The following is a 17,926-nucleotide window of genomic DNA, read 5'->3' as shown; positions in this document are numbered from 1 at the left end:
GCCGGCGGGCGGTCGACCCTGTGGGAGTCAAGCTTTGGAGATGGCGTCGCCCGCTACCTTGATGGCTACGGCGGCCAGGGCCTTCTTGGCTGGGCCGGCTGCTACGGAACCGTCGGCGACCTTGAAACGGCTGCCGTGGCAGGCGCAGTTGATCGTGCCCTCCGTGACCTCGCCCACCACGCAGCCGGCGTGGGTGCAGACGGCGGTGAAGCAGCGGAAGGTGCCTGCTACCGGCTGGGTCACCACGAGCTTCTGGTTGGGGAAGATCCGGCCGCCGCCTACCGGGATGTCGGCGGTGCGGGCGAAGCCTCCGACCGTGCCGCCGCCGGAGCCGTTCGGGCTGGAGCCGTTCGCTGCGGCGGTGTTCGGGTCGGTGCCGGCGCCGCTCGGGCCGTTGCCGTCGGTGGCGTTCTGGGCTGGGCCGTCCTCGGGGCCGGCGTTGCCGCCCTGCGCGTTGGCGCTGTCCACCCCGTAGGCGGCGCAGCCCGAGAGGGCTGTGGCAAGGCTCGCCGCGCCGGCGCCGGCCAGGAAGGTACGTCGGGTTGGGGTGCTCATGGTTCTTCCAGCCCCTTTCAGAGCTTGACGCCGAACGTGGTGAAGAACCACAGAGCGGAGGTGACGAACAGGCCGGACAGCGCGGTGAAGACCAGGCCGCCCAGGACTGGCAGCGCCCAGCTGGGGACGCCCTTCTTGGCGAGGACGAGCATCTTGGCGGCGAACGCTCCGTAGAAGAAGCAGCCGAGTAGTGAGTGGAGGAGTACGCGGGTGTTGTAGTCGCCGAAGCCGAGCGCGTAGAGGCAGTGCAGCGCCACGGGAATGGAGGCCAGGAAGGCCAGGCGGCCGGACCAACGGTGGACCGGGCCGAGCCACTTGGCGTTGGCGAAGGTGGGGATCTTGCCGTACATCACGAGGGCGGTGAACAACTGGACGATGGCCAGGACGAAGGCGAGGGTGGCCAGCCAGACCTTGACCGTCGCCGGGCTCGAGAAGCCGGCGATGTTCACGGCGACGCCCGTCGGCTCGTGGAGCTTGCCGTAGACGCCTAGGCCGGCGGCTACCAGGCAGGCGACCAGGAACGGGACGATGAGCGTGGTCGAGGACTTCGCGGTGGTTGAAGGGGCGGGCAGTGCCGGGCCGGCGGCTGGCGAGACATCGGTGGTCGGTGCGCCGGTCCTCGAGGCGGTCGCGGTTGAGAAGCTGGCCGAGATAGCCGACGTTGGGACACCGGCCGGTGCGAGGCCGGGCGTCGAGGCGTTGGCCGGAAAGTTGGCGCTGGAGATTCCGTCGGCCGGATAGCCGGCGCTCGAGGTTCGGTCGGCCGAATAGCCGGCGTTTGAGACTCCGTCGGCCGGATAGCCGGCGCTGGAGGTTCCGCCGGCCGGGAAGGCGGTGCTTGGGGATGGGGCGGTTAGAGGTGCGCCGGTGGTTGGGGACATGGCTGGGGCTGAGGGGCTTACCGGGTACGGGACGCTGATGGGGGTTGAGCTCACCGGAGCTGGGGAGCTGACCGGGGCGTTGGGATTGAACGGGATTGACGGGCTGACTGGGATTGGGGAACTCACGGGGGCTGAACTGGTGGGGGAGGTCTGCGGGGGGTGGTTGGAGTAAAGGGGGTCGACTGTGAAGGACTGTGGGGGTGGATAGGGGAACTGGGTCGCGCCTGAGGGGGGTAGGGGGCCCAAGTCGGGAATGGGAGGGAACTCTAGGCGCTTGTTCGGGGTTTCCGGGCCTGGAGGTGGTGCCGGGATCGCGGCCGCGTTGTCGGCGGGGTCGTTGATCGGGGCGCTCATGTCGGGGCTCCTGGCTCAGTATCCGGTCGCGGGGCTGGTGGGTTCGATGGTCACGTTGGTGCCGTCTACCTGGGCGGTTTTGCTGTTCACGTCGAACGGCGGGGCCGGTTGGAGGGCGCCGTTGCGCTTCTCGACGCCTACCTGCTTGCCGTCGTAGACGACCCAGCTCGCGTCCAGCTTGTTGCGGAGGCTGGACTGGGAGCGGTAGAGACCCGACGGAGGGGCTACGGCCTTGATCGTGAAGGTCCACGTCTTCGAGCCGGCGGTGACCGTGCCCTTGATCTGGGTGGCGGTGTAGGTGCCGGTCAGCGTGCCGGTGGCCTTGGCGCTGTTCAACTGCGCCTCGCCGTTGGCCATCTCGCCGTCCATCCAGGACTCGGCGGCGCGGCCGTCGCAGACGTAGGCGATCGCCTTGCCGTTGTTGACCACGACGCCGAGGGAAGCCGCGCCGCCGTCCACCGCGCCGGCGTACGTGATCGTGCCCTGCTGCCCGGCCAGGCCGGAGCCGTTGCCGGCGGCGGGGGCCGAGGACTTGGCCGCGGACGGGGTCGGCGTCGGGGCCGGGGTTGGTGCGATGGTGGCCGCGGGCGGGGTCTGGGTCGCGGCGGCGTTGTTCTTGGGCAGGCCGCGGCTCAAGTTGACGTTGGCGCCGTAGAGCACGCCGGCGACCGCCAGGCCGGCGGCCAGAGTGATGAGCGGTGCCTTGAATTTCATCGGAAACTCCCACAGGTTGACTTCGTATCCATGAGACCGAGGTTCGCCGGGCGTGTCTGCGTCTAAAGACGCACAACCGGGATGCCGTGAATGTCCAGAACGAGACCGACCAGATCGACGGCGGAGATGCGACCCTTATCGCGGCCGATGTCCGAACGAGCAAAGACAAGATCCAGGGGGCTGAGATGCCACGCGTCATCGTCTGGGCGGCGCATCTCGCGTTGCCGCTCGTCGGGCTCTGGCTGCTGCTCAGCCAGCCGGGCGCCGACGAGATCTGGCAGCACCACGAGGCGCACTTCTGGCTCGTCATGGTGGTGGCGGCGATCAACGTCGTCGTCGGTGTGGCGATGAGTGTCGCGGCGAAGCGGCGGGGCGATGGGCGGCTGTTCCTCGTGTCGCTGGTGTTCCTGGCCGCGGCCGGGTTCCTCTTCGCGCACGCGCTCGCCACGCCGGGGGTGCTCATCGGGCACCCCAACGCCGGCTTCGACCAGTCGATGGCGGTCGGGCTGATCATCGGGTCGGTGCTGGCGGTGTTGTCGTCGCTGAGGCTGCCGGGCACGATCACGAGGTGGCAGTCGGGCCTGCGGATCGCGCTCGGGCTGCTGCTGTTCGTGTGGATCGTGTGGTCGCTGTCGGACCTGCCGCCGTTGTCGCGGCAGGATCAGATCCGCGACGTCGAGGGGCCGCTGGTCTGGGTGTCATGGGCGGCCGTCGTGCTGTATGCGGTGGCCGCGATTCGGTTCTACCTGCTGTACAAGAAGAGTCCGAGCGCCGTGCTGATCTCGGTCGTCACCTCGTTCGTGCTGCTGGCCGAGGCCATGGTGACGGTGACGCTGGCCGACAAGTGGCGGCTGTCGTGGTGGGAGTGGCACCTCATCCTGACCGCCGCGTTCCTCTTCGTGGCTTACAGCGCCTACGTGCAGTACCGCCGCGAAGGAAGCGCCGCCGGCCTCTTCGACGGGATCGCGCTGGCCGCGACCAACCGCCAGATCAGGCAGCAGTATGAAAAAGCGCTGGAGGAACTCGTGGCCGCGCTGCAGGAGTCGGAGCAGGGGGCGGCGCCGGAGCGGTTGGCGGCGCGGATGGCCGAGCGGTTCGGGCTGACCGAGAAGCAGGCCGAGATCCTGGACCGGGCGGCCGCCGCCCTGGTCGCCGAGCGGGAGCTGTCGGGGCAGCTCAAGTCGCTGGTGGCAGTGGGCGAGCAGGCGGAAGTGCAGACGGGCGAGGACGAGTTCATCCGCAAGACGATCGAGACCGTCCGAGACTCATTCGGTACCATCGAAATCGCCCTGAAAAGCGACGGAACGCTGGAAAAACTCGACGGTGCGCTCCCGCTGACGGTCAAGGGTCAGCTGGCCGGGGCGGTCGCCATCAGTGACAAGATCCGGCCGGAGGTCCGGCAGACGCTCGCGCACCAGCTGTCGATCGGGCTCGAGAACGCGCGGCTGTACGGCGAACTCTCCACCCTGTTCCGCCAGTACATGTCCCCGGACGTGGCGGCCGCGCTGCTCGCCGATCCGGACCAGGCGGCGCTCGGCGGGCGGCTCGTCGACGTCACGGCATTGTTCGCGGATCTGCGCGGCTTCACGACGTTTTCCGAGGCGGTCGAGCCGGGCGACATCGTGGAGATGCTCAATCGGTATCACGGCGTCGCTGTCCCGTGCATTCTCGACAATGGCGGGACGATCGTGCAGTTCGTCGGCGATGCGCTGCTGGCGCTGTTCAACGCGCCCGCGCGGCAGGACGATCACGAGGCCCGGGCGGTGCGGGCGGCGCTGCAGATGCAGGACGCGGTGCGGGAGATCGCGGAGGGGCACCCGGACTGGCCGCGGTTCCGGGTCGGGGCCAACACCGGGCCGGCGCTGGTCGGCAACATCGGCAGTGAGCTGCTGCGCGGGTTCAACGCGATGGGCGACGCGGTGAACGTGGCGGCGCGGCTGCAGACGATCGCCGAGCCGGGGCAGGTGGTGATCGGCGGGGTCACCTATGACGCGATCGCCAAGCAGGTCACCGCCACGCCGCTGGGCGAGCTGGAGGTGAAGGGGCGCGTGCAGACGGTACGGGCTTACGTGGTGGAGGCGCTGGCGTGACCGAGTTCTTCGATCTTCTGCACGCCGACGAGCAGGCCGCGTTGGAGGCGGCGGGGCATCGCCGGCAGTGGCGGCGGGGCGCGGTGATCTTCCGGGAGGCGAGTCGCTCGGAGGCGGTGGTGATTCTGCGGGCCGGGCGGGTCAAGGTCTCGTCCGACACGGCGTCGGGCACGGAGGTGGTGCTGGCGGTGCGGGGGCCGGGCGCGCTGCTCGGCGAGCTGTCGGCGATCGACGGCGGGCCGATGTCGGCCAGCGTGACGGCCTTGGAGCCGGTCACGGCGCTCTCGGTGCCGTCCCCCGATTTCGAGCGGTACCTCCTGGGGCACGCCCGGATCTCGTTCCTGCTGATGCGCGAGCTCACCCGCCGCCTGCGCGACGCCGACCGCAAGCGGATCGAGTTCGGCGCCTTCGACACGACGGGGCGGGTGGCGGCCCGGCTGGTCGAGCTGGCGGAGCGGTTCGGCGAGCAGACGCCGGAGGAGGGGATCCGGATCAGTCTGCCGCTGTCGCAGGACGAGCTGGCCGGCTGGACGGGCTCGTCGCGCGAGGCGGTGACGAAGGCGTTGCGCACGCTGCGTGAGGAGGGCTTGATCCAGACCGGGCGACTCCACGTGGTCGTCCATGATCTCGATGCCCTCAGGGATCGGGCTCAATGAGCGAAGATGACGGGGGTACACCCTCGCGTTGACCCTTGCAACTATGCGCATACCCCACTGTTGATCTTCGAGCGCCACGATGAACACCTAGTCTTCCGCGACAGGTGCATCGAGGCATCGACGCAGGGCCTCGGTGTTGATTGCCCCACCAGGGAGGTACCTGTGCGTAAGTTGACCGTGGGACTGCTGAGTCTCACGCTCGCGTCGGGGATGGGGGTGTTCGTCGGCGGGGGTGCGGCCCAGGCCGTGCCGGCGAAGCAGGCACCAACCTTCGACGCCTCGTCGCCCTCCGACGAGCTGATCACCGCCGACGAGCAGAAATCGCGAGACACCCGTGAGGTGGCCATCTCGCAGGTGCTCAAGGGTCAGGCGACGCCGCAGAAGCGAGGCGCGAGCACGGTCGTCCAGGTCGGCAAGGCCGATCGCCGCCGGGGTCACGTCGACAAGTACGTCGAGCTGGGCCGGGAGAAGACCGACAAGATCTTCGTGGTGCTGGCCGAGTTCGGCAACGGCCGGGCCGACGGCTACCCGGACCAGGACACCAACCCGGCCATCCCGGGCCCGCAGAAGTTCGACGGCCCGCTGCACAACCAGATTCCGCAGCCGGACCGCTCGAAGGACAACTCGACCATCTGGCGCGCGGACTTCAGCAAGCAGTACTTCGAGAACATGTACTTCGCCTCCGGCAACGGAGTGGAGTCGCTCAAGACGTACTACGAGAAGCAGTCCTCCGGCCGGTACAGCGTCGAGGGCATGGTCTCGGACTGGGTGAAGGTCCCCTACAACGAGGCCCGCTACGGCCGCAGCAACTACGTGGGCGACCCGACGAAGGTCTGCACGGCCAACATCTGCAGCAACAGCTACAACCTCGTCCAGGACGGCATCCAGGCCTGGGTCGACTCGCAGCACGCGCAGGGCAAGTCGGACGCCGACATCAAGGCGACGCTGGCCTCATACGACCAGTGGGACCGCAACGACTACGACAACGACGGCGACTTCAACGAGCCCGACGGCTACATCGACCACTTCCAGATCGTCCACGCCGGCGGCGACCAGGCCGACGGTGATCCGATCTTCGGTGAGGACGCGATCTGGAGCCACCGGTCGAAGGCCTTCTCGAACAACACCACCGGCCCGGCGAACAACAAGCGCGGTGGCGTGCAGGTCGGCACCACCGGCCTGTGGGTCAGCGACTACACGATGCAGCCGGAGAACGGCGGCCTGAGCGTCTTCGCCCACGAGTACGGCCACGACCTCGGCCTGCCGGACCACTACGACACCTCGGGCGCCGGCGGCAACGCCGAGAACCCGGTGAGCTGGTGGACCATCATGGCGCAGAGCCGGGTCAGCCTGCCCAGCGACAACGGGATCGCGACCCGTGCGGCCGACCTCGGCGCGTGGGACAAGCTGCAGCTGGGCTGGCTGGACTACACGACCGTCAAGACCGGGCAGACCAAGCTGGTCGACCTCGGCCCGCACGAGTACAACAGCAAGAAGGACCAGGCGGTCATCGTCAACCTGCCGAAGAAGAAGGTCACGACGCAGCTGGCGACACCGCCGGAGGGCACCAAGTCGTGGTGGAGCGGCAAGGGCGACTCGCTCGAGAACACGCTGACCCGCAGCGTTGCGATCCCGGCCGGGACCACATCGCTGACGTTCCAGGCCAACTGGGACATCGAGCAGTGTGGCACCGACAAGTGCGACTACGCCTATGTCGAGGTCGACAGCGGCGCCGGCTTCACGCCGATCACGGGCTCGATCAGCAACGCGCCGGAAGAGCCGGGCGGTATCGACGACAAGAGCAACGGCTGGGTGCCGGCGACGTTCGACCTGTCCGCGTTCGCGGGCAAGACGGTCGGGCTGCGCTTCCGCTACTCGACCGACATCGCCGCCGGTGGTCTCGGCTTCTTCGCCGACGACATCAAGATCACCAACGGTGGCACCACGGTGTTCGCCGACGGTGCCGAGAACGGGCTCAACGGCTGGACCGCGGTCGGCTTCACCGCCGTCGGCGCGTCGCTGACCAACGAGTACGACAACTACTACATCGCCTCGCACCGCACGTACGAGTCGTTCGACAAGTACATGAAGACCGGCCCGTACAACTTCGGCTTCGCTGACAAGCCGCAGTGGGTCGAGCACTTCCCGTACGAGACCGGCCTGCTGGTCACCTACTGGGACCTCTCGCAGACCGACAACAACACCAGCCAGCACCCCGGTGAGGGCGAGATCCTGCCGATCGACTCGCACCCGGACCTGATGCTCAAGCCGGACGGCACGCCGTGGCGGCCGCGCATCCAGGGCTTCGACGCGCCGTTCTCGTTCGCGAAGACGGACTCGTTCACCCTGCACTCGGGGGCGGCCAACACGCCGAGCACGCTGGGCGGCCAGTGGGGTAACCCGCTGTTCGACGACAGCAAGAGCTACTACCGGGAGTACCCGGCGACCAACACCTTCTACGGCGTCAAGGTTCAGAAGAACGGCGTGAAGATCTTCGCGCTGCTGGAGAACGGCACGTCGCAGGCGGTCCTGGTTATCGGCTGATCGGGAACCGAACTACGCGGGAGGAGGTCCAAGTGGGTATGAAAGCCACCCTGGGCCTCCTCCTCGCCGTTGCGCTGCTGGCGGGGTGCGGCGAAAGAACCGAAAAAACCGAGAAAACGGAAAAGACCGATCAAGCGGCATTGGTACCGTCAAATCCCGCGCCGACCACACCGCGCCCGCTGAAAACCCTCTCCGAGCCGCCCCTTGACGCTTTTCAGCAGGTCGTCGCCAAGGGCACGGTGCGCATCACCGGCACGTGCGTCGAGGTGGTCACCGAGCAGCTCAACTGGGTGCTGATCGGCCCGGCCGCGGCCCAGCTGCGCGACGGTCAGCGGGTGCAGGCCACCGGCGTCCCCGACCCGAATCGGGAGACCGGCTGCACCGGCAGCCCGCTGCTGGTGTCGAGCGTCGCCCTGGTCTAGTGACGCCTCACGCCCGCTCGTGGCGAACCGTTTGAGGCATGACCACCACGCCCTTCCAGGTCACCGTGCCCCGGTTGACGGTCCCGGTCGGCCCCGACGACCACACGCTCGGTCCGGCCAACGCGCCCGTGTCGCTGGTCGAGTACGGCGACTTCCAGTGCCCGTACTGCGCCATGACCTACGCGATCCTGCGGGACCTGCTCCGGCTGCGCGGTGCGCGGGTCCGGTACACCTTCCGGCACTTCCCGCTGACGAACGTGCACCCCTACGCGGACCTCGCGGCCGAGGTGGCCGAGGCGGCCGCCGAGCGGGGCGCCTTCTGGCCGATGCGCGACTGGCTGTTCGCCAACCAGGAGGGGATCAACCCGCGCCGGCTCATGGTCGGCGTCGAGCGGCTCGGGCTGCCCGCGGCCGAGATCGGTGACGAGGTCGGCGCCCACCTATACCTGGACCGGGTCCGCCGGGATCTCGTCGGCGGTGTGCGCAGCGGGGTGGGCGGCACCCCGACATTCTTCCTCAACGGCGTCCGCCACGACGGCGGCTACGCCCTGGGCGATCTTCTGGAGGCCGTGGACGAGGCCGCCGAAGCCGCAGTACCACCCGCTTCGGGAAATTCCGGACAGTCAATGCGGTAATCATTACGGGCGTAACTCCGATTTTGCGATCGAGGTGTTGCGGTCCGTCAATGCGCAGTGCATGCTTTCGCGTTGGGTCGCACGGTCTTTCGGGCCCTAATTGTCGTTATCTCGGGTTTCGGGGACCCCGGGGCGTTGGGCCGAATGATTGGGTGACGAGGTACACGGTCGATGCTGCTGGCCGATGACTTCTTTCTGATTGCGCACGACGACCGGGACGGCCGGTCGCGGCTGTCCGCCCGCGCGGTGGAGACCGGGCTGGCCGGGGCGATGCTCGGTGAGCTGGTGCTGGACCAGCGGATCACGGTCGAGGGTGCGCGGCTGCGGGTGCTGAGCGGGGAGCCTCCGCCGGACCCGCTCGCGCACACCAACCTGGCCACGATGATCGCCGAGGTGCAGCACCGCGAGGTGCGGACCTGGCTGCAGTTCCTCGGCCGGACCGCGGTCGAGCAGGTCGGGGCCCGGCTGGCCCGGGTCGGCCTGGTGGAGCAGACCCAGGTGCGGCGGCTGCTGCGCTCCTCCACCCGATGGCTGCCGGTCGACGTCAACCTCCCGACCGGCCGCGTGGTGCGGCTGCGGCGGCTGATCACCGGCTCGGAACCGATGCGCGTGGCCGACGCGACCCTGGCCGGGCTCGCCGATGCGACCGGCCTGACCGGGCACGTCCTCTGGGATGGCGAGCCCGGCGGTGGCCGCCGCGTCCAACACACGGTCGGCGCCCTGCCGCCGCCGCTGCGCGACCTGGTCCTGCAGGTCGAGTCGGCGGTCGGCGACGCGGTGCTGTCACAACGCGGGTAGCACCCGCAAAACCCCCTTGGAGGATCGATGTCCGTACCGCCGCCTGCGCGGCCCAGCGTGGTATCCCAGGCGCTGGCCCGCGACCGCCTGGGTGTGCCGTCCGTCATCATGTTCGCCCTGACCGCGGCCGCGCCGCTGATGGTCGTGGGCGCGCTCGTCTCGACCGGCTGGGGCGTGGTCGGCACGACCGGCTTCCCCCTCGCCTTCCTGATCATCGCGGTGATCCTGGCGCTGTTCAGCTTCGGCTACGTCGCGATGTCGCGGCACATCACCAACGCGGGCGCCTTCTACTCGTACATCGCGCAGGGCCTCGGCCGGCCGCTGGGCGTCGGCGGCGCGATGGTCGCGCTGATCGCCTACAACCTGCTGCAGGTCGGCCTGTACGGTGCGTTCGGCGCCTTCCTCTCCCAGTTCCTGGCCGACAAGGCGCAGCTCAAGGTCAACTGGTGGGTCGTCGCGCTGGTGCTGTGGCTCTTCGTCGCGGTCCTCGGCCTGCTGCGCGTCGACGTCAACAGCAAGGTCCTCATGATCCTGCTCGGCGCCGAGCTGATCGTGGTGACGATCTTCGACGTCATCTTCTTCAGCCACCCGGCCGGCGGCTCGCTCAGCTTCGAGCCGTGGACGTGGAGCGCGCTGCAGGACAGCGCGGGCCCCGCCTTCGCGGTCGCGACCACGGCGTTCGTCGGCTTCGAGGCGGCACCGGTCTTCGCCGAGGAGGCCCGCAGCAAGAACCGCACGGTGGCCCTGGCCACCTTCCTCGGCCTCGCGGTGATGTTCCTGTCCTACTCGCTCACCAGCTGGGCGGCCTCCGCGAGCATGGGCGTCGACCAGACCGTCGCCCAGGCCCGGGACTCGCTCGACACGGGCGGCCCGTTCTTCCCGGCGCTGATCGCGGCCAGCGGCAGCTGGGCCGGCGACGTCGGCACGGTCCTGCTGATCACCAGCATCGCCGCGGCCGCGCTGAGCTACCACAACACCACCGCCCGATACGCGTTCGCGCTCGGCCGTGAGCGGGTGCTCCCGTCGTTCTTCGGCCGCACCCGGGCCCGCTCGGGCGCCCCGATGGCCGGCTCGCTGTTCCAGACGATCATCGCGGCGGCCGTGGTGGTCCTGTTCGCCGTGGCCGGCTGGGACCCGCTGGTCAACCTGTTCTTCTGGCTCGGCACCGCCGGCGGCGTCGGCGTGCTGCTGCTGGTCGCGGCCACGTCCCTCTCGGTGATCTTCTACTTCATCCGCGACGGCCGCGGGGAGGGCGCCTGGTCCCGGCTCATCGCCCCGATCCTGGCCACGCTCGCCCTCGCCTACGTGATGTGGCAGGTCTTCGACAACTTCGGCCTGCTGCTCGGCTTCGCGCCCGGCACCGAGAACGCCGCGGTCTGGGCGTTCCCGGCGGCCTACGGGGTGGCCGCGGTCATCGGCATCATCTGGGCGCTGATCCTGCGCGCCCTGAACCGCCAGGACTATGAGGCGATCGGCCTCGGCGCCCGCGCGAACACCGCCCGGCTCGAGCCGCTGGAGTCGGCAGAAGTGCATTAGTGCTTTTTTTCGGGGGTACTGCCCTGAGGCCGCACAAACAGCGAGGGAGACAGACGGTGGTCTGTCTCCCTCGACTGCTTCAGCACCGGCGTCGGTTCACAAGCCGGTACCACTTACCGGGCGCTTGGTAGCCGGGCGGCACCCGTGGTTGGGTCCGCCCATCGTTACCGGGCGCCGGAACTTAGCCGTAGGTCAGGGCCGGCGTGGGCTCGACTCGGTCGGCGGCCGCGCGCAGCGTGCGAGCGGTGAAGCCGCGCACCTTCTTCATCGTGGCCGACTCCGGGCGGCGGTCGTCGACGACCGGGGCGTTCGGCAGCGCGGAGTGGGCCTCGGCGCGGACGGCCTCGAGCGAGACGAACATCGCGATGGGGGTCATCACAGTTCTCCTAGATCTGGTGGTTGGGCCCGGTGGTCGCTCTGACCACCAGGGATACGGGCAGCGTCAGGTGGCGCTGCGCCGGGTCTTCGGGCGGGTCGAGCAGGAGCTCGCCCGCCAGCCGCCCGCGCTCGACGCTGGGCTGGCGGATGGTGGTGAGGCCGGCCGGCTCGGCTTCGGGAATGTCGTCGAAGCCGGTGACCGAAACGTCCCGGCCGGGGCGCAGGCCCCGCACGCGCAGCGCGTCGAGCACGCCGAGCGCGAGGACGTCGGAGGTGGTCAGGATCGCGGTGGCCCGGTCCAGCCGGTCCAGCGCGTGTGCGGCCGCGGCCGCGCCCTCGTCGCGGCCGTTGTCGGCCGCGTTGATGAGCAGCACCCGCTCCCACGGCACACCGGCCGCGAGCAGGGCGTCGCGGAACCCGCGCACCCGCTGGCCGGTGACGTAGTAGCGCAGCGCGTCCGGGTCGGCGTCGACCGGGCCGGTCACGCCGCCGTGCACGATCCAGTGCGCGACGATCGCGACGTCGCGGTGGCCGAGCTGGGCGATGTGGTCGCCGAGCCGGCGCGCGGCCGCGCGCTCGTCGATGCCGACGTAGCCGGCGTCGGGGCCGAACGCCTCCGGGTCCTCGCCGATCACGATCGGCACGCCCCGGGCCCGGATCAGCTCCAGCGCGCCGTGCCAGTCGGGCACGCAGTAGAGGCAGAACGCGTCGACGGCGGCGTTGCTGACCACCCGCCGGCCGGCCTCCTCGTCCTTGGGCAGGTTGAGCAGCAGCAGCGAGGTCTCACGGGGCGAGGCGGCCTCGGCCAGCCCGCGCAGGTAGGCCACCGCGTAAGGGTCGGTGAACGCCATCGACAGGTTGTCGGTGAGCAGCACACCGATCGCGTTGACCTTGCCCCGGCGCAGCGACCGGGCCGTCGGGTTGGGGCCCGAGTAGCCCAGCCGCTCGGCCGCCGCGAGGATCCGGGACCGCAGCTCGGGGGAGAGCTGATCCGGCCGGCTGTAGGCGTTGGAGACGGTGCTCCGCGACACGCCCAGCTCGTCGGCGATGGTCTGCAGCGTGGCCGCCATGATCAGTGATCCCTCCCCTCTGCATCGATTCAGTCCTTCTGTATCGATACAGTACGCCGCCGCCCGGAGCCCGGCCAGGGATTTGTCGGGTCCTGGCAGGTGAGCCGCAACACGTGGTCTGAGCTGCGGATTTAAACGTCACGCAATAGCGCGCCACCACGGTTCAAGAGCCGGTAACGCGTCGATGTTCACCCGGTCACCTGGGCGCGGGATGACAAGCTCGATGTCGCGGGCCCGAGCCTCCTCGGTCAGCCGCTCGACCGGCTCCGACCACGCGTGCAGAGCCAGGTTGAAGGTGCACCAGTGCAGCGGGATCAGCACCCGCGCCCGCACGTCGAGATGTGCGCTGGCGCCGTCCTCGGGCATCATGTGGATGTCCGGCCAGGCGTCGTTGTAGGCCCCGACCTGGATCAGCGACGCGTCGAACGGGCCGTGCTGCTCACCGATGCGCTTGTAGCCGTCGAAGTAGCCCGAGTCACCCGTGTAGAACAGGCTCCGGCGCGCCCCCTTCACGACCCACGACGCCCACAGGGTGCCGTCGCGGGTGAACTTGCGGCCGGAGAAGTGCCGGGCTGCGGTCGCCGTCAGCGTGACCCCGCCCACCTCGGCCGACTCGTCCCAGTCCAGCTCGACCAGGCGGTCCTCCGGGACGCCCCAGCGCTCCAGGTGCGCGCCGACGCCGAGCGGTACCAGAAAAGGCGCCTGCTGGGTTTTTTGCAGTGCTTTGATCGACGCGAAGTCCAGGTGGTCGTAATGGTCGTGCGAAATGACCACGGCGTCGATCCGGGGCAGCTCATCAATCGGCAGCGGTACCGCATGCAGGCGCTTCGGCCCCGCGAACGAGGTCGGCGAGCAGCGGTCGCTCCACACCGGGTCGAACAGGACGCGGACGCCCTCGATCTCGACCAGGGCCGTCGAGTGCCCCAGCCAGGTCACGTGCAGCCCGTCCGGGTCCAGCCGCCCGCCGAGCTCCGGCCGTCGCACCGGGATCGCGCCCAGCGGCTTGCGGCGCTGTTTGCCCGTGAGCAGCTCGACGAAGGCGTCGCGCATCGCATGCGGCGGGAGGATGTCGGCCGGCACGGTGTTGACGAACCGCCCGTCGCCGTACTGCGGCGAGCGCCGCATCCGGTCCGCCCGCGCCCCCGCCGGGACCGCGCCCAGCTGCGCCGGAAGGTCACGCAGAGCCCACGCGACGCCACCGGCCGCGGCGGCCACCGCGGTCCAGGCAAGCACCCGAGTCGTCTTCCCCATTACTCCGTCGCCTCCAGTTGTGGTGAGGTTCAGCACCCGTCCGTTTCGATTTTCTCTCGGCCCTCCGGTCGGACGGACACCGGATGAGCCCCTTCGAAGGCCCGCTATCTGCGAAAACGTCTTTCGGCCGGCTCTTCGACGCGATGACGACCCGGTCCGGCCCCTCTGTTGCGCGCTCACCAGGTATGGAAGGCTGCCCGCAAACTTCCTCTTCACGCGCTTGCGACGCGTAGGTCACTTCGCCCCCGGAGGCCTTTCGTGGTCTGGTACACCGGCCAGTCACTCCTATTGATTCTGCTCGCCTTCCTGCTCGGTCTGCTGGTCGGCTACCTCTGGTGGGGCCTGCGCCTGCGCCGGGTCCGCTCCTCTTCGTCCGAGTCCATCACTTCCTCCTCGCCCGCCGCTTCCTCATCGGCGTCCTCGTCGGTCACCGCTTCGGCGGCCGAGCCGGCTCCCGTCACCGCGGCCCCGATCGCGGCGGCGCTGGCCGACCCGGAGCCGGTGGCCGAGCCTGCCCCTTCGCCGGTCGTGCTGGCCGAGCATTCGTCTGAGCCTGAGCCGGTTGTTGAAGAGCCGGTTGTCGAGCTTGAGCCGGAGCCGGTTGTCGAGGCCGAGCCGGTCGTTGAAGAGCCGGTCGCTGTTGAGCCGGTCGCCGTTGAGCCGGTCGCGGTCGAGTCGGAGCCCGTTGTCGAAGCGGCTGATTCCGAGCCGGAGCCGGTTGACGCGGCCCTGGTGGCGGACGTCGAGTCGGCCTTCGCGGCCGAAGAAGAGCCGGCCCCGGCTGACGAGCTGGAGCGCATCGAGGGCATCGGGCCGAAGATCGCGGCGGCCCTTCGCGCGGCCGGCATCTCGACCTACTCCCAGCTGGCCGCGGCCGACCGCGGTGAGCTGGAAAACGCGCTGGAGCGGGCCAACCTGCGGTTCGCGCCGAGCATCGGGACGTGGTCGCAGCAGGCCCGGCTGCTGGCCGACGGGGACGAGGCCGGCTTCAAGGCTCTGACCACCCGCTTGATCGCGGGCCGCGAGGTCACCGCCAAAACCCCCGTTGCCGAGCCTGAGCCGGTTGTTGAAGAGCCCGCGCCGGTTGTTGAAGAGCCCGCGCCGGTTGTCGTCACGCCTGAGCCTGTCGCGGTTGAGCCTGAGCCCGAGCCGGATGTTGAAGATCCCGAGCCCGTTGTTGAAGAACCCTTCGCGGCTGAGCCCGAGCCCGTCGTTGCGGAAGCGCCGGTGGTTGTTCCGGCACAGGCGGTGGCGGTTGAGAACGTCGAGCCGGACAACCTGCGGCGGATCGAAGGCATCGGGCCGAAGATGTCCGCGGCCCTCATCGCGGGTGGCATCCGGACCTACCGGCAGCTGGCCGACGCCGACGTCGACACGCTGCGCTCGATGATCGAGGCGGCCGGCCTGCGGTTCGCGCCCAGCATCGTGACGTGGGCCCGGCAGGCCCGGCACCTCGCCGACGGGGACGAGGAGGGCTTCGCCGACCTCACCCGGCGGCTGGTGGCCGGCCGCGACACCGGACGGTCCTGATGGCGGGTACGACCCGGACGACCACGACCAGCGGCTCGCGCTGGGTCGTGCGCAAGCGAAACCCCTGGATCCCGATCGGCGTGGCCGTCGTCGGCCTCCTGGCGCTGGCCGTCGCCACCGAGGTGCCGCACCGACACTCCATTGAGGACAACCTCACCGACCGCACGAAGGTCGCGCTCACCAATGCCGGCATCGACGCGGACGTCACGTTCGTGGGCCGCGACGGCACCGTCAAGGTGGGCTCGGCCGACGAGAAGGACAAGGCCCGCGACGTCACCCTGGCCATCGACGGCGTCCGTGTGGTCGAGGTCCAGGCTCCGCCGAAGACCGATACGCCGGCGGTACAGCAGCAGCTCAAATCGGTGTCGGTGAAGCTCCTGGTGGACAGCGGCAAGGTCACGCTGACCGGCACCGTGCCGGCCGAGAGCGACCACACCAAGCTGGCCGACGCGGCGAAGGCGGCCTTCGGCGCGGAGAACGTCCAGGACACCATCACCGTCGACGCGGCCCGCACCGCCGCCGACACCGACCTCGCCGGCCTCGGCGCGGTCATCTCCGCCCTGGGCAAGGACACCAAGGCCGGGGTCGTCGACCTGACCGAAAACGTGATCACGTTGACCGGCACGGTCCCGTCACAGGACGTCAAGGACCGGGCGGAGACGGCCGCGAAGGCCGCCGCGAAGTCCGGCTCCGTGAAGAATGAGCTGGTCGTGGGCCAGGCCGCCGCCCCCGAGCAGGTCCAGACGCAGCTGGTCGCCCTGCCGACGGTGGAGTTCGAGAACAACAGCGCCACCCTGACCCCACAGGGCCGAGCCGTGGTCGAAAACGCGGCGTCGATCCTCAAGGCCAACCCGAACATCAAGGTGAGCATCGAGGGCCACACCGACCTGACGGGCACCGCGGAGCGCAACCAGACCCTGAGCGAAACCCGCGCCCGCACAGTCCTGGACAACCTGGTCTCCCTGGGCATCGCCGCCGACCGCCTGACGTCAAAGGGCTTCGGCGAGAGCCGCCCCAAGGTCCAGGGCACCGACCCGGCCGCCAACTCCGTCAACCGCCGCGTCGAGTTCATCGTCCAGCAGTAACGACGGCCAGCCGGTCCACGCCGCCCATCCGCGGGCGGCGTGGACCGCGCGTTTTCCGGTCAGGCCGCGAACTGCAGCCAGACGTTGGTGTACCGGTCGTCGCAGTAGTACTGCACCAGCTTCGTGCCGGCCGTCACCTGGTCAAGCTGCGAGGCGATGCACATGCCGCTGTTGAGGTTACGGATCCTGAAGGCCAGGGTCGTGCAGTGCTGCACGCCGGTGCTCGGGAACGTGACGCAGATGGGATTGCTGCTGTCCCTGACCTTGTCGTAGGCCCACCGTCCAGTGGTCGCGGTGGTGCACCCGGTCTGGACGATCGCCGCCCCGTACGAGGAGAACTGCGGAGCCAGGCACTTGCCGTTGGCGTAGTTGAAGGTCCAGTAATCCGTATTGGTCACGGCGGTCTCGTTGCTGAACTTCTGACCGCTGCTGCCGCAGTTCCACAGAATCTGCTGGACGTTGTTGCCCGTGCTCGCGCCCGGGTCAGCCAGGCACTGCGCGGCCCCGGTGACGGAGTTCCAATTCATCAAAAAATAGGGCCCGTAAACATTCCCGGCCGCCTGCGCCGGCGCCTGCGGCAGCACCGTCACCAGGCCAAGCAGCACCAACGCGATCACAGATTGAACGAGTCGCTTTCGAAGCACGTGAAATCCCCCATTCAGAAAACGTGCGGGGAGCCTTACACGGCAACGTTGGATTCCGGTTTACTTATCGTTTGAACGGCAGGTCAACGAGCAGGCGAGGGACAACCGAAAACCGCCGTACCCCGCGTTTCCAAGCGCCGCCCGGCGGTTCACGGACCTGATGCGCGGTTCGATCGGCGCCACCTGTCAACTCCGCTGGCAATCCCGTCGTCCTCGCGGCCCGCCCGCCGGCGACGTTATGGTTGTGGCATGGCAGAACCGCGTACCGTCACCGTGCCGGTCGTCGTCGAACGTGACGAAGACGGGGTCTGGTGCGCTCACGCACAACTCCGCCCCGGCGTCGGCGCCCACGGCGAGGGCGACACCGAGGACGCGGCGCTGGAGGACCTCCGCGAGGCGCTCCTGGGCCTGATCGAGGAGTTCGGTGTTCCCCGCGAACTGTCCATCACCCTGGCCGCTTGATGCCGCCAGTCCCGCCAGTTCCAGGCGCTCGTGTCGTCAAGCACAGGAGCGTCAAGGCTTCAACGCGGCAAGGGTCAGCGGCAGCCACCACATCATGCGGCACCCGGATGGACGCGGCACCACGGTCCCGGTCCACGGCAATCGCGACGTGGCCAAAGGCACGCTCCGCGGCATCCTCAACGATGTGGGTCTGACGATCGACCAACTCGCCCTGTAACGACCTCGCAATCGGCCTGCCCGCCGGCATCAGCTCAGCGGATCGGCGCACTGGAAGCCCGTCGACCTGGACGTGATGGTCGGTCGCATCCGGCGTCGGCTCTG

At 69.2% G+C, this 17,926-nt stretch carries 19 protein-coding genes; 12 read left to right on the top strand and 7 right to left on the bottom strand.

Annotated elements, in window-relative coordinates:
* Nucleotides 1–27: 27 nt before the first annotated feature.
* A complete protein-coding gene (locus ACIA8L_RS53445) occupies nt 28–555 on the bottom strand; it encodes a Rieske (2Fe-2S) protein (protein WP_395917535.1) in 528 nt (175 codons plus the stop codon).
* Nucleotides 556–572: 17 nt separating this feature from the next.
* Nucleotides 573–1,127, bottom strand: a complete 555-nt coding sequence (locus ACIA8L_RS53440; RefSeq protein WP_395917597.1) for a DUF6529 family protein — start codon at nt 1,125–1,127, stop codon at nt 573–575.
* Here ACIA8L_RS53440 and ACIA8L_RS53435 point away from each other — a divergent pair.
* Nucleotides 1,084–1,296: a hypothetical protein gene (locus tag ACIA8L_RS53435; protein WP_395917603.1), complete on the top strand. Its 213-nt coding sequence runs from the start codon at nt 1,084–1,086 to the stop codon at nt 1,294–1,296. The two genes, ACIA8L_RS53440 and ACIA8L_RS53435, sit on opposite strands and share 44 nt — an antisense overlap.
* Nucleotides 1,297–1,805: 509 nt before the next feature.
* Here ACIA8L_RS53435 and ACIA8L_RS53430 read toward each other — a convergent pair.
* Entirely contained in the window at nt 1,806–2,504 is a 699-nt protein-coding gene (locus ACIA8L_RS53430) for a hypothetical protein (protein ID WP_395917534.1), read from the bottom strand.
* 185 nt (nt 2,505–2,689) lie between these two features.
* Between ACIA8L_RS53430 and ACIA8L_RS53425 the strand changes: the two genes are divergently transcribed.
* The 7 genes from ACIA8L_RS53425 (at nt 2,690) to ACIA8L_RS53395 (ending at nt 11,185) form a co-directional block, all read left to right on the top strand.
* Nucleotides 2,690–4,594 (top strand): adenylate/guanylate cyclase domain-containing protein, encoded by a 1,905-nt coding sequence (locus tag ACIA8L_RS53425; protein ID WP_395917533.1) that lies wholly within the window; start codon nt 2,690–2,692, stop codon nt 4,592–4,594.
* The gene (locus tag ACIA8L_RS53420; protein WP_395917531.1) at nt 4,591–5,250 is read left to right on the top strand and encodes a Crp/Fnr family transcriptional regulator; all 660 of its coding nucleotides are present in this window, start codon (nt 4,591–4,593) and stop codon (nt 5,248–5,250) included. The genes ACIA8L_RS53425 and ACIA8L_RS53420 overlap by 4 nt, the downstream gene beginning before the upstream one ends.
* A gap of 162 nt (nt 5,251–5,412) precedes the next feature.
* Nucleotides 5,413–7,794, top strand: coding sequence for an immune inhibitor A domain-containing protein (locus ACIA8L_RS53415; protein ID WP_395917529.1), 2,382 nt, complete (start codon nt 5,413–5,415; stop codon nt 7,792–7,794).
* 32 nt (nt 7,795–7,826) lie between these two features.
* On the top strand, nt 7,827–8,216 hold the full coding sequence (locus tag ACIA8L_RS53410) for a hypothetical protein (RefSeq protein WP_395917527.1): 390 nt from the start codon (nt 7,827–7,829) through the stop codon (nt 8,214–8,216).
* A gap of 38 nt (nt 8,217–8,254) precedes the next feature.
* A complete protein-coding gene (locus ACIA8L_RS53405; protein WP_395917525.1) occupies nt 8,255–8,851 on the top strand; it encodes a DsbA family protein in 597 nt (198 codons plus the stop codon).
* Nucleotides 8,852–9,022: 171 nt separating this feature from the next.
* Complete coding sequence (locus ACIA8L_RS53400; RefSeq protein ID WP_395917524.1) at nt 9,023–9,649, top strand: GPP34 family phosphoprotein; 627 nt, start codon at nt 9,023–9,025, stop codon at nt 9,647–9,649.
* A gap of 27 nt (nt 9,650–9,676) precedes the next feature.
* Nucleotides 9,677–11,185 (top strand): APC family permease, encoded by a 1,509-nt coding sequence (locus tag ACIA8L_RS53395; RefSeq protein ID WP_395917522.1) that lies wholly within the window; start codon nt 9,677–9,679, stop codon nt 11,183–11,185.
* Nucleotides 11,186–11,366: 181 nt separating this feature from the next.
* Here the strand turns inward: ACIA8L_RS53395 and ACIA8L_RS53390 are convergent, their stop codons facing one another.
* From ACIA8L_RS53390 to ACIA8L_RS53380, 3 genes are all read right to left on the bottom strand, one after another.
* Nucleotides 11,367–11,561 (bottom strand): hypothetical protein, encoded by a 195-nt coding sequence (locus ACIA8L_RS53390; protein WP_395917520.1) that lies wholly within the window; start codon nt 11,559–11,561, stop codon nt 11,367–11,369.
* Between the two features lie 10 nt (nt 11,562–11,571).
* The gene (locus ACIA8L_RS53385) at nt 11,572–12,633 is read right to left on the bottom strand and encodes a LacI family DNA-binding transcriptional regulator (RefSeq protein ID WP_395917519.1); all 1,062 of its coding nucleotides are present in this window, start codon (nt 12,631–12,633) and stop codon (nt 11,572–11,574) included.
* A gap of 138 nt (nt 12,634–12,771) precedes the next feature.
* Complete coding sequence (locus ACIA8L_RS53380; protein WP_395917517.1) at nt 12,772–13,884, bottom strand: MBL fold metallo-hydrolase; 1,113 nt, start codon at nt 13,882–13,884, stop codon at nt 12,772–12,774.
* A gap of 258 nt (nt 13,885–14,142) precedes the next feature.
* On the opposite strand from ACIA8L_RS53380, the gene ACIA8L_RS53375 reads away from it, so the two are divergent.
* Together ACIA8L_RS53375 and ACIA8L_RS53370 are read left to right on the top strand one after the other, a co-directional pair.
* Nucleotides 14,143–15,414: a helix-hairpin-helix domain-containing protein gene (locus tag ACIA8L_RS53375; protein WP_395917515.1), complete on the top strand. Its 1,272-nt coding sequence runs from the start codon at nt 14,143–14,145 to the stop codon at nt 15,412–15,414.
* Nucleotides 15,414–16,499: an OmpA family protein gene (locus ACIA8L_RS53370; protein ID WP_395917514.1), complete on the top strand. Its 1,086-nt coding sequence runs from the start codon at nt 15,414–15,416 to the stop codon at nt 16,497–16,499. Before ACIA8L_RS53375 ends, ACIA8L_RS53370 begins: the two co-directional genes overlap by 1 nt.
* 59 nt (nt 16,500–16,558) lie before the next feature.
* On the opposite strand, the gene ACIA8L_RS53365 is transcribed toward ACIA8L_RS53370, so the two are convergent.
* Entirely contained in the window at nt 16,559–17,104 is a 546-nt protein-coding gene (locus tag ACIA8L_RS53365) for an RICIN domain-containing protein (RefSeq protein ID WP_395917513.1), read from the bottom strand.
* 288 nt (nt 17,105–17,392) lie between these two features.
* Here ACIA8L_RS53365 and ACIA8L_RS53360 point away from each other — a divergent pair, with 288 nt between their 5' ends.
* Nucleotides 17,393–17,605, top strand: a complete 213-nt coding sequence (locus ACIA8L_RS53360; RefSeq protein ID WP_395917511.1) for a hypothetical protein — start codon at nt 17,393–17,395, stop codon at nt 17,603–17,605.
* Between the two features lie 94 nt (nt 17,606–17,699).
* Nucleotides 17,700–17,822: a type II toxin-antitoxin system HicA family toxin gene (locus ACIA8L_RS53355; RefSeq protein WP_395917509.1), complete on the top strand. Its 123-nt coding sequence runs from the start codon at nt 17,700–17,702 to the stop codon at nt 17,820–17,822.
* The last annotated feature ends 104 nt before the right edge of the window (nt 17,823–17,926 follow it).

The organism is Dactylosporangium sp. NPDC051541, from assembly GCF_044454505.1.
Classification (GTDB): domain Bacteria; phylum Actinomycetota; class Actinomycetes; order Mycobacteriales; family Micromonosporaceae; genus Dactylosporangium.
Note: the sequence above shows the minus strand (reverse complement) of the source record. Positions and strands in the feature narration are given on the sequence as shown.

Excerpts from the sequence above, each read along its gene's own strand:
- ACIA8L_RS53445 (WP_395917535.1), bottom strand. The coding sequence starts at position 555 with ATGAGCACCCCAACCCGACGTACCTTCCTGGCCGGCGCCGGCGCGGCG.
- ACIA8L_RS53435 (WP_395917603.1), top strand. The coding sequence starts at position 1,084 with ATGAGCGTGGTCGAGGACTTCGCGGTGGTTGAAGGGGCGGGCAGTGCC.
- ACIA8L_RS53430 (WP_395917534.1), bottom strand. The coding sequence starts at position 2,504 with ATGAAATTCAAGGCACCGCTCATCACTCTGGCCGCCGGCCTGGCGGTC.
- ACIA8L_RS53425 (WP_395917533.1), top strand. The coding sequence starts at position 2,690 with ATGCCACGCGTCATCGTCTGGGCGGCGCATCTCGCGTTGCCGCTCGTC.
- ACIA8L_RS53405 (WP_395917525.1), top strand. The coding sequence starts at position 8,255 with ATGACCACCACGCCCTTCCAGGTCACCGTGCCCCGGTTGACGGTCCCG.
- ACIA8L_RS53400 (WP_395917524.1), top strand. The coding sequence starts at position 9,023 with ATGCTGCTGGCCGATGACTTCTTTCTGATTGCGCACGACGACCGGGAC.
- ACIA8L_RS53395 (WP_395917522.1), top strand. The coding sequence starts at position 9,677 with ATGTCCGTACCGCCGCCTGCGCGGCCCAGCGTGGTATCCCAGGCGCTG.
- ACIA8L_RS53390 (WP_395917520.1), bottom strand. The coding sequence starts at position 11,561 with ATGACCCCCATCGCGATGTTCGTCTCGCTCGAGGCCGTCCGCGCCGAG.
- ACIA8L_RS53385 (WP_395917519.1), bottom strand. The coding sequence starts at position 12,633 with ATGGCGGCCACGCTGCAGACCATCGCCGACGAGCTGGGCGTGTCGCGG.
- ACIA8L_RS53380 (WP_395917517.1), bottom strand. The coding sequence starts at position 13,884 with ATGGGGAAGACGACTCGGGTGCTTGCCTGGACCGCGGTGGCCGCCGCG.
- ACIA8L_RS53370 (WP_395917514.1), top strand. The coding sequence starts at position 15,414 with ATGGCGGGTACGACCCGGACGACCACGACCAGCGGCTCGCGCTGGGTC.
- ACIA8L_RS53360 (WP_395917511.1), top strand. The coding sequence starts at position 17,393 with ATGGCAGAACCGCGTACCGTCACCGTGCCGGTCGTCGTCGAACGTGAC.
- ACIA8L_RS53355 (WP_395917509.1), top strand. The coding sequence starts at position 17,700 with ATGCGGCACCCGGATGGACGCGGCACCACGGTCCCGGTCCACGGCAAT.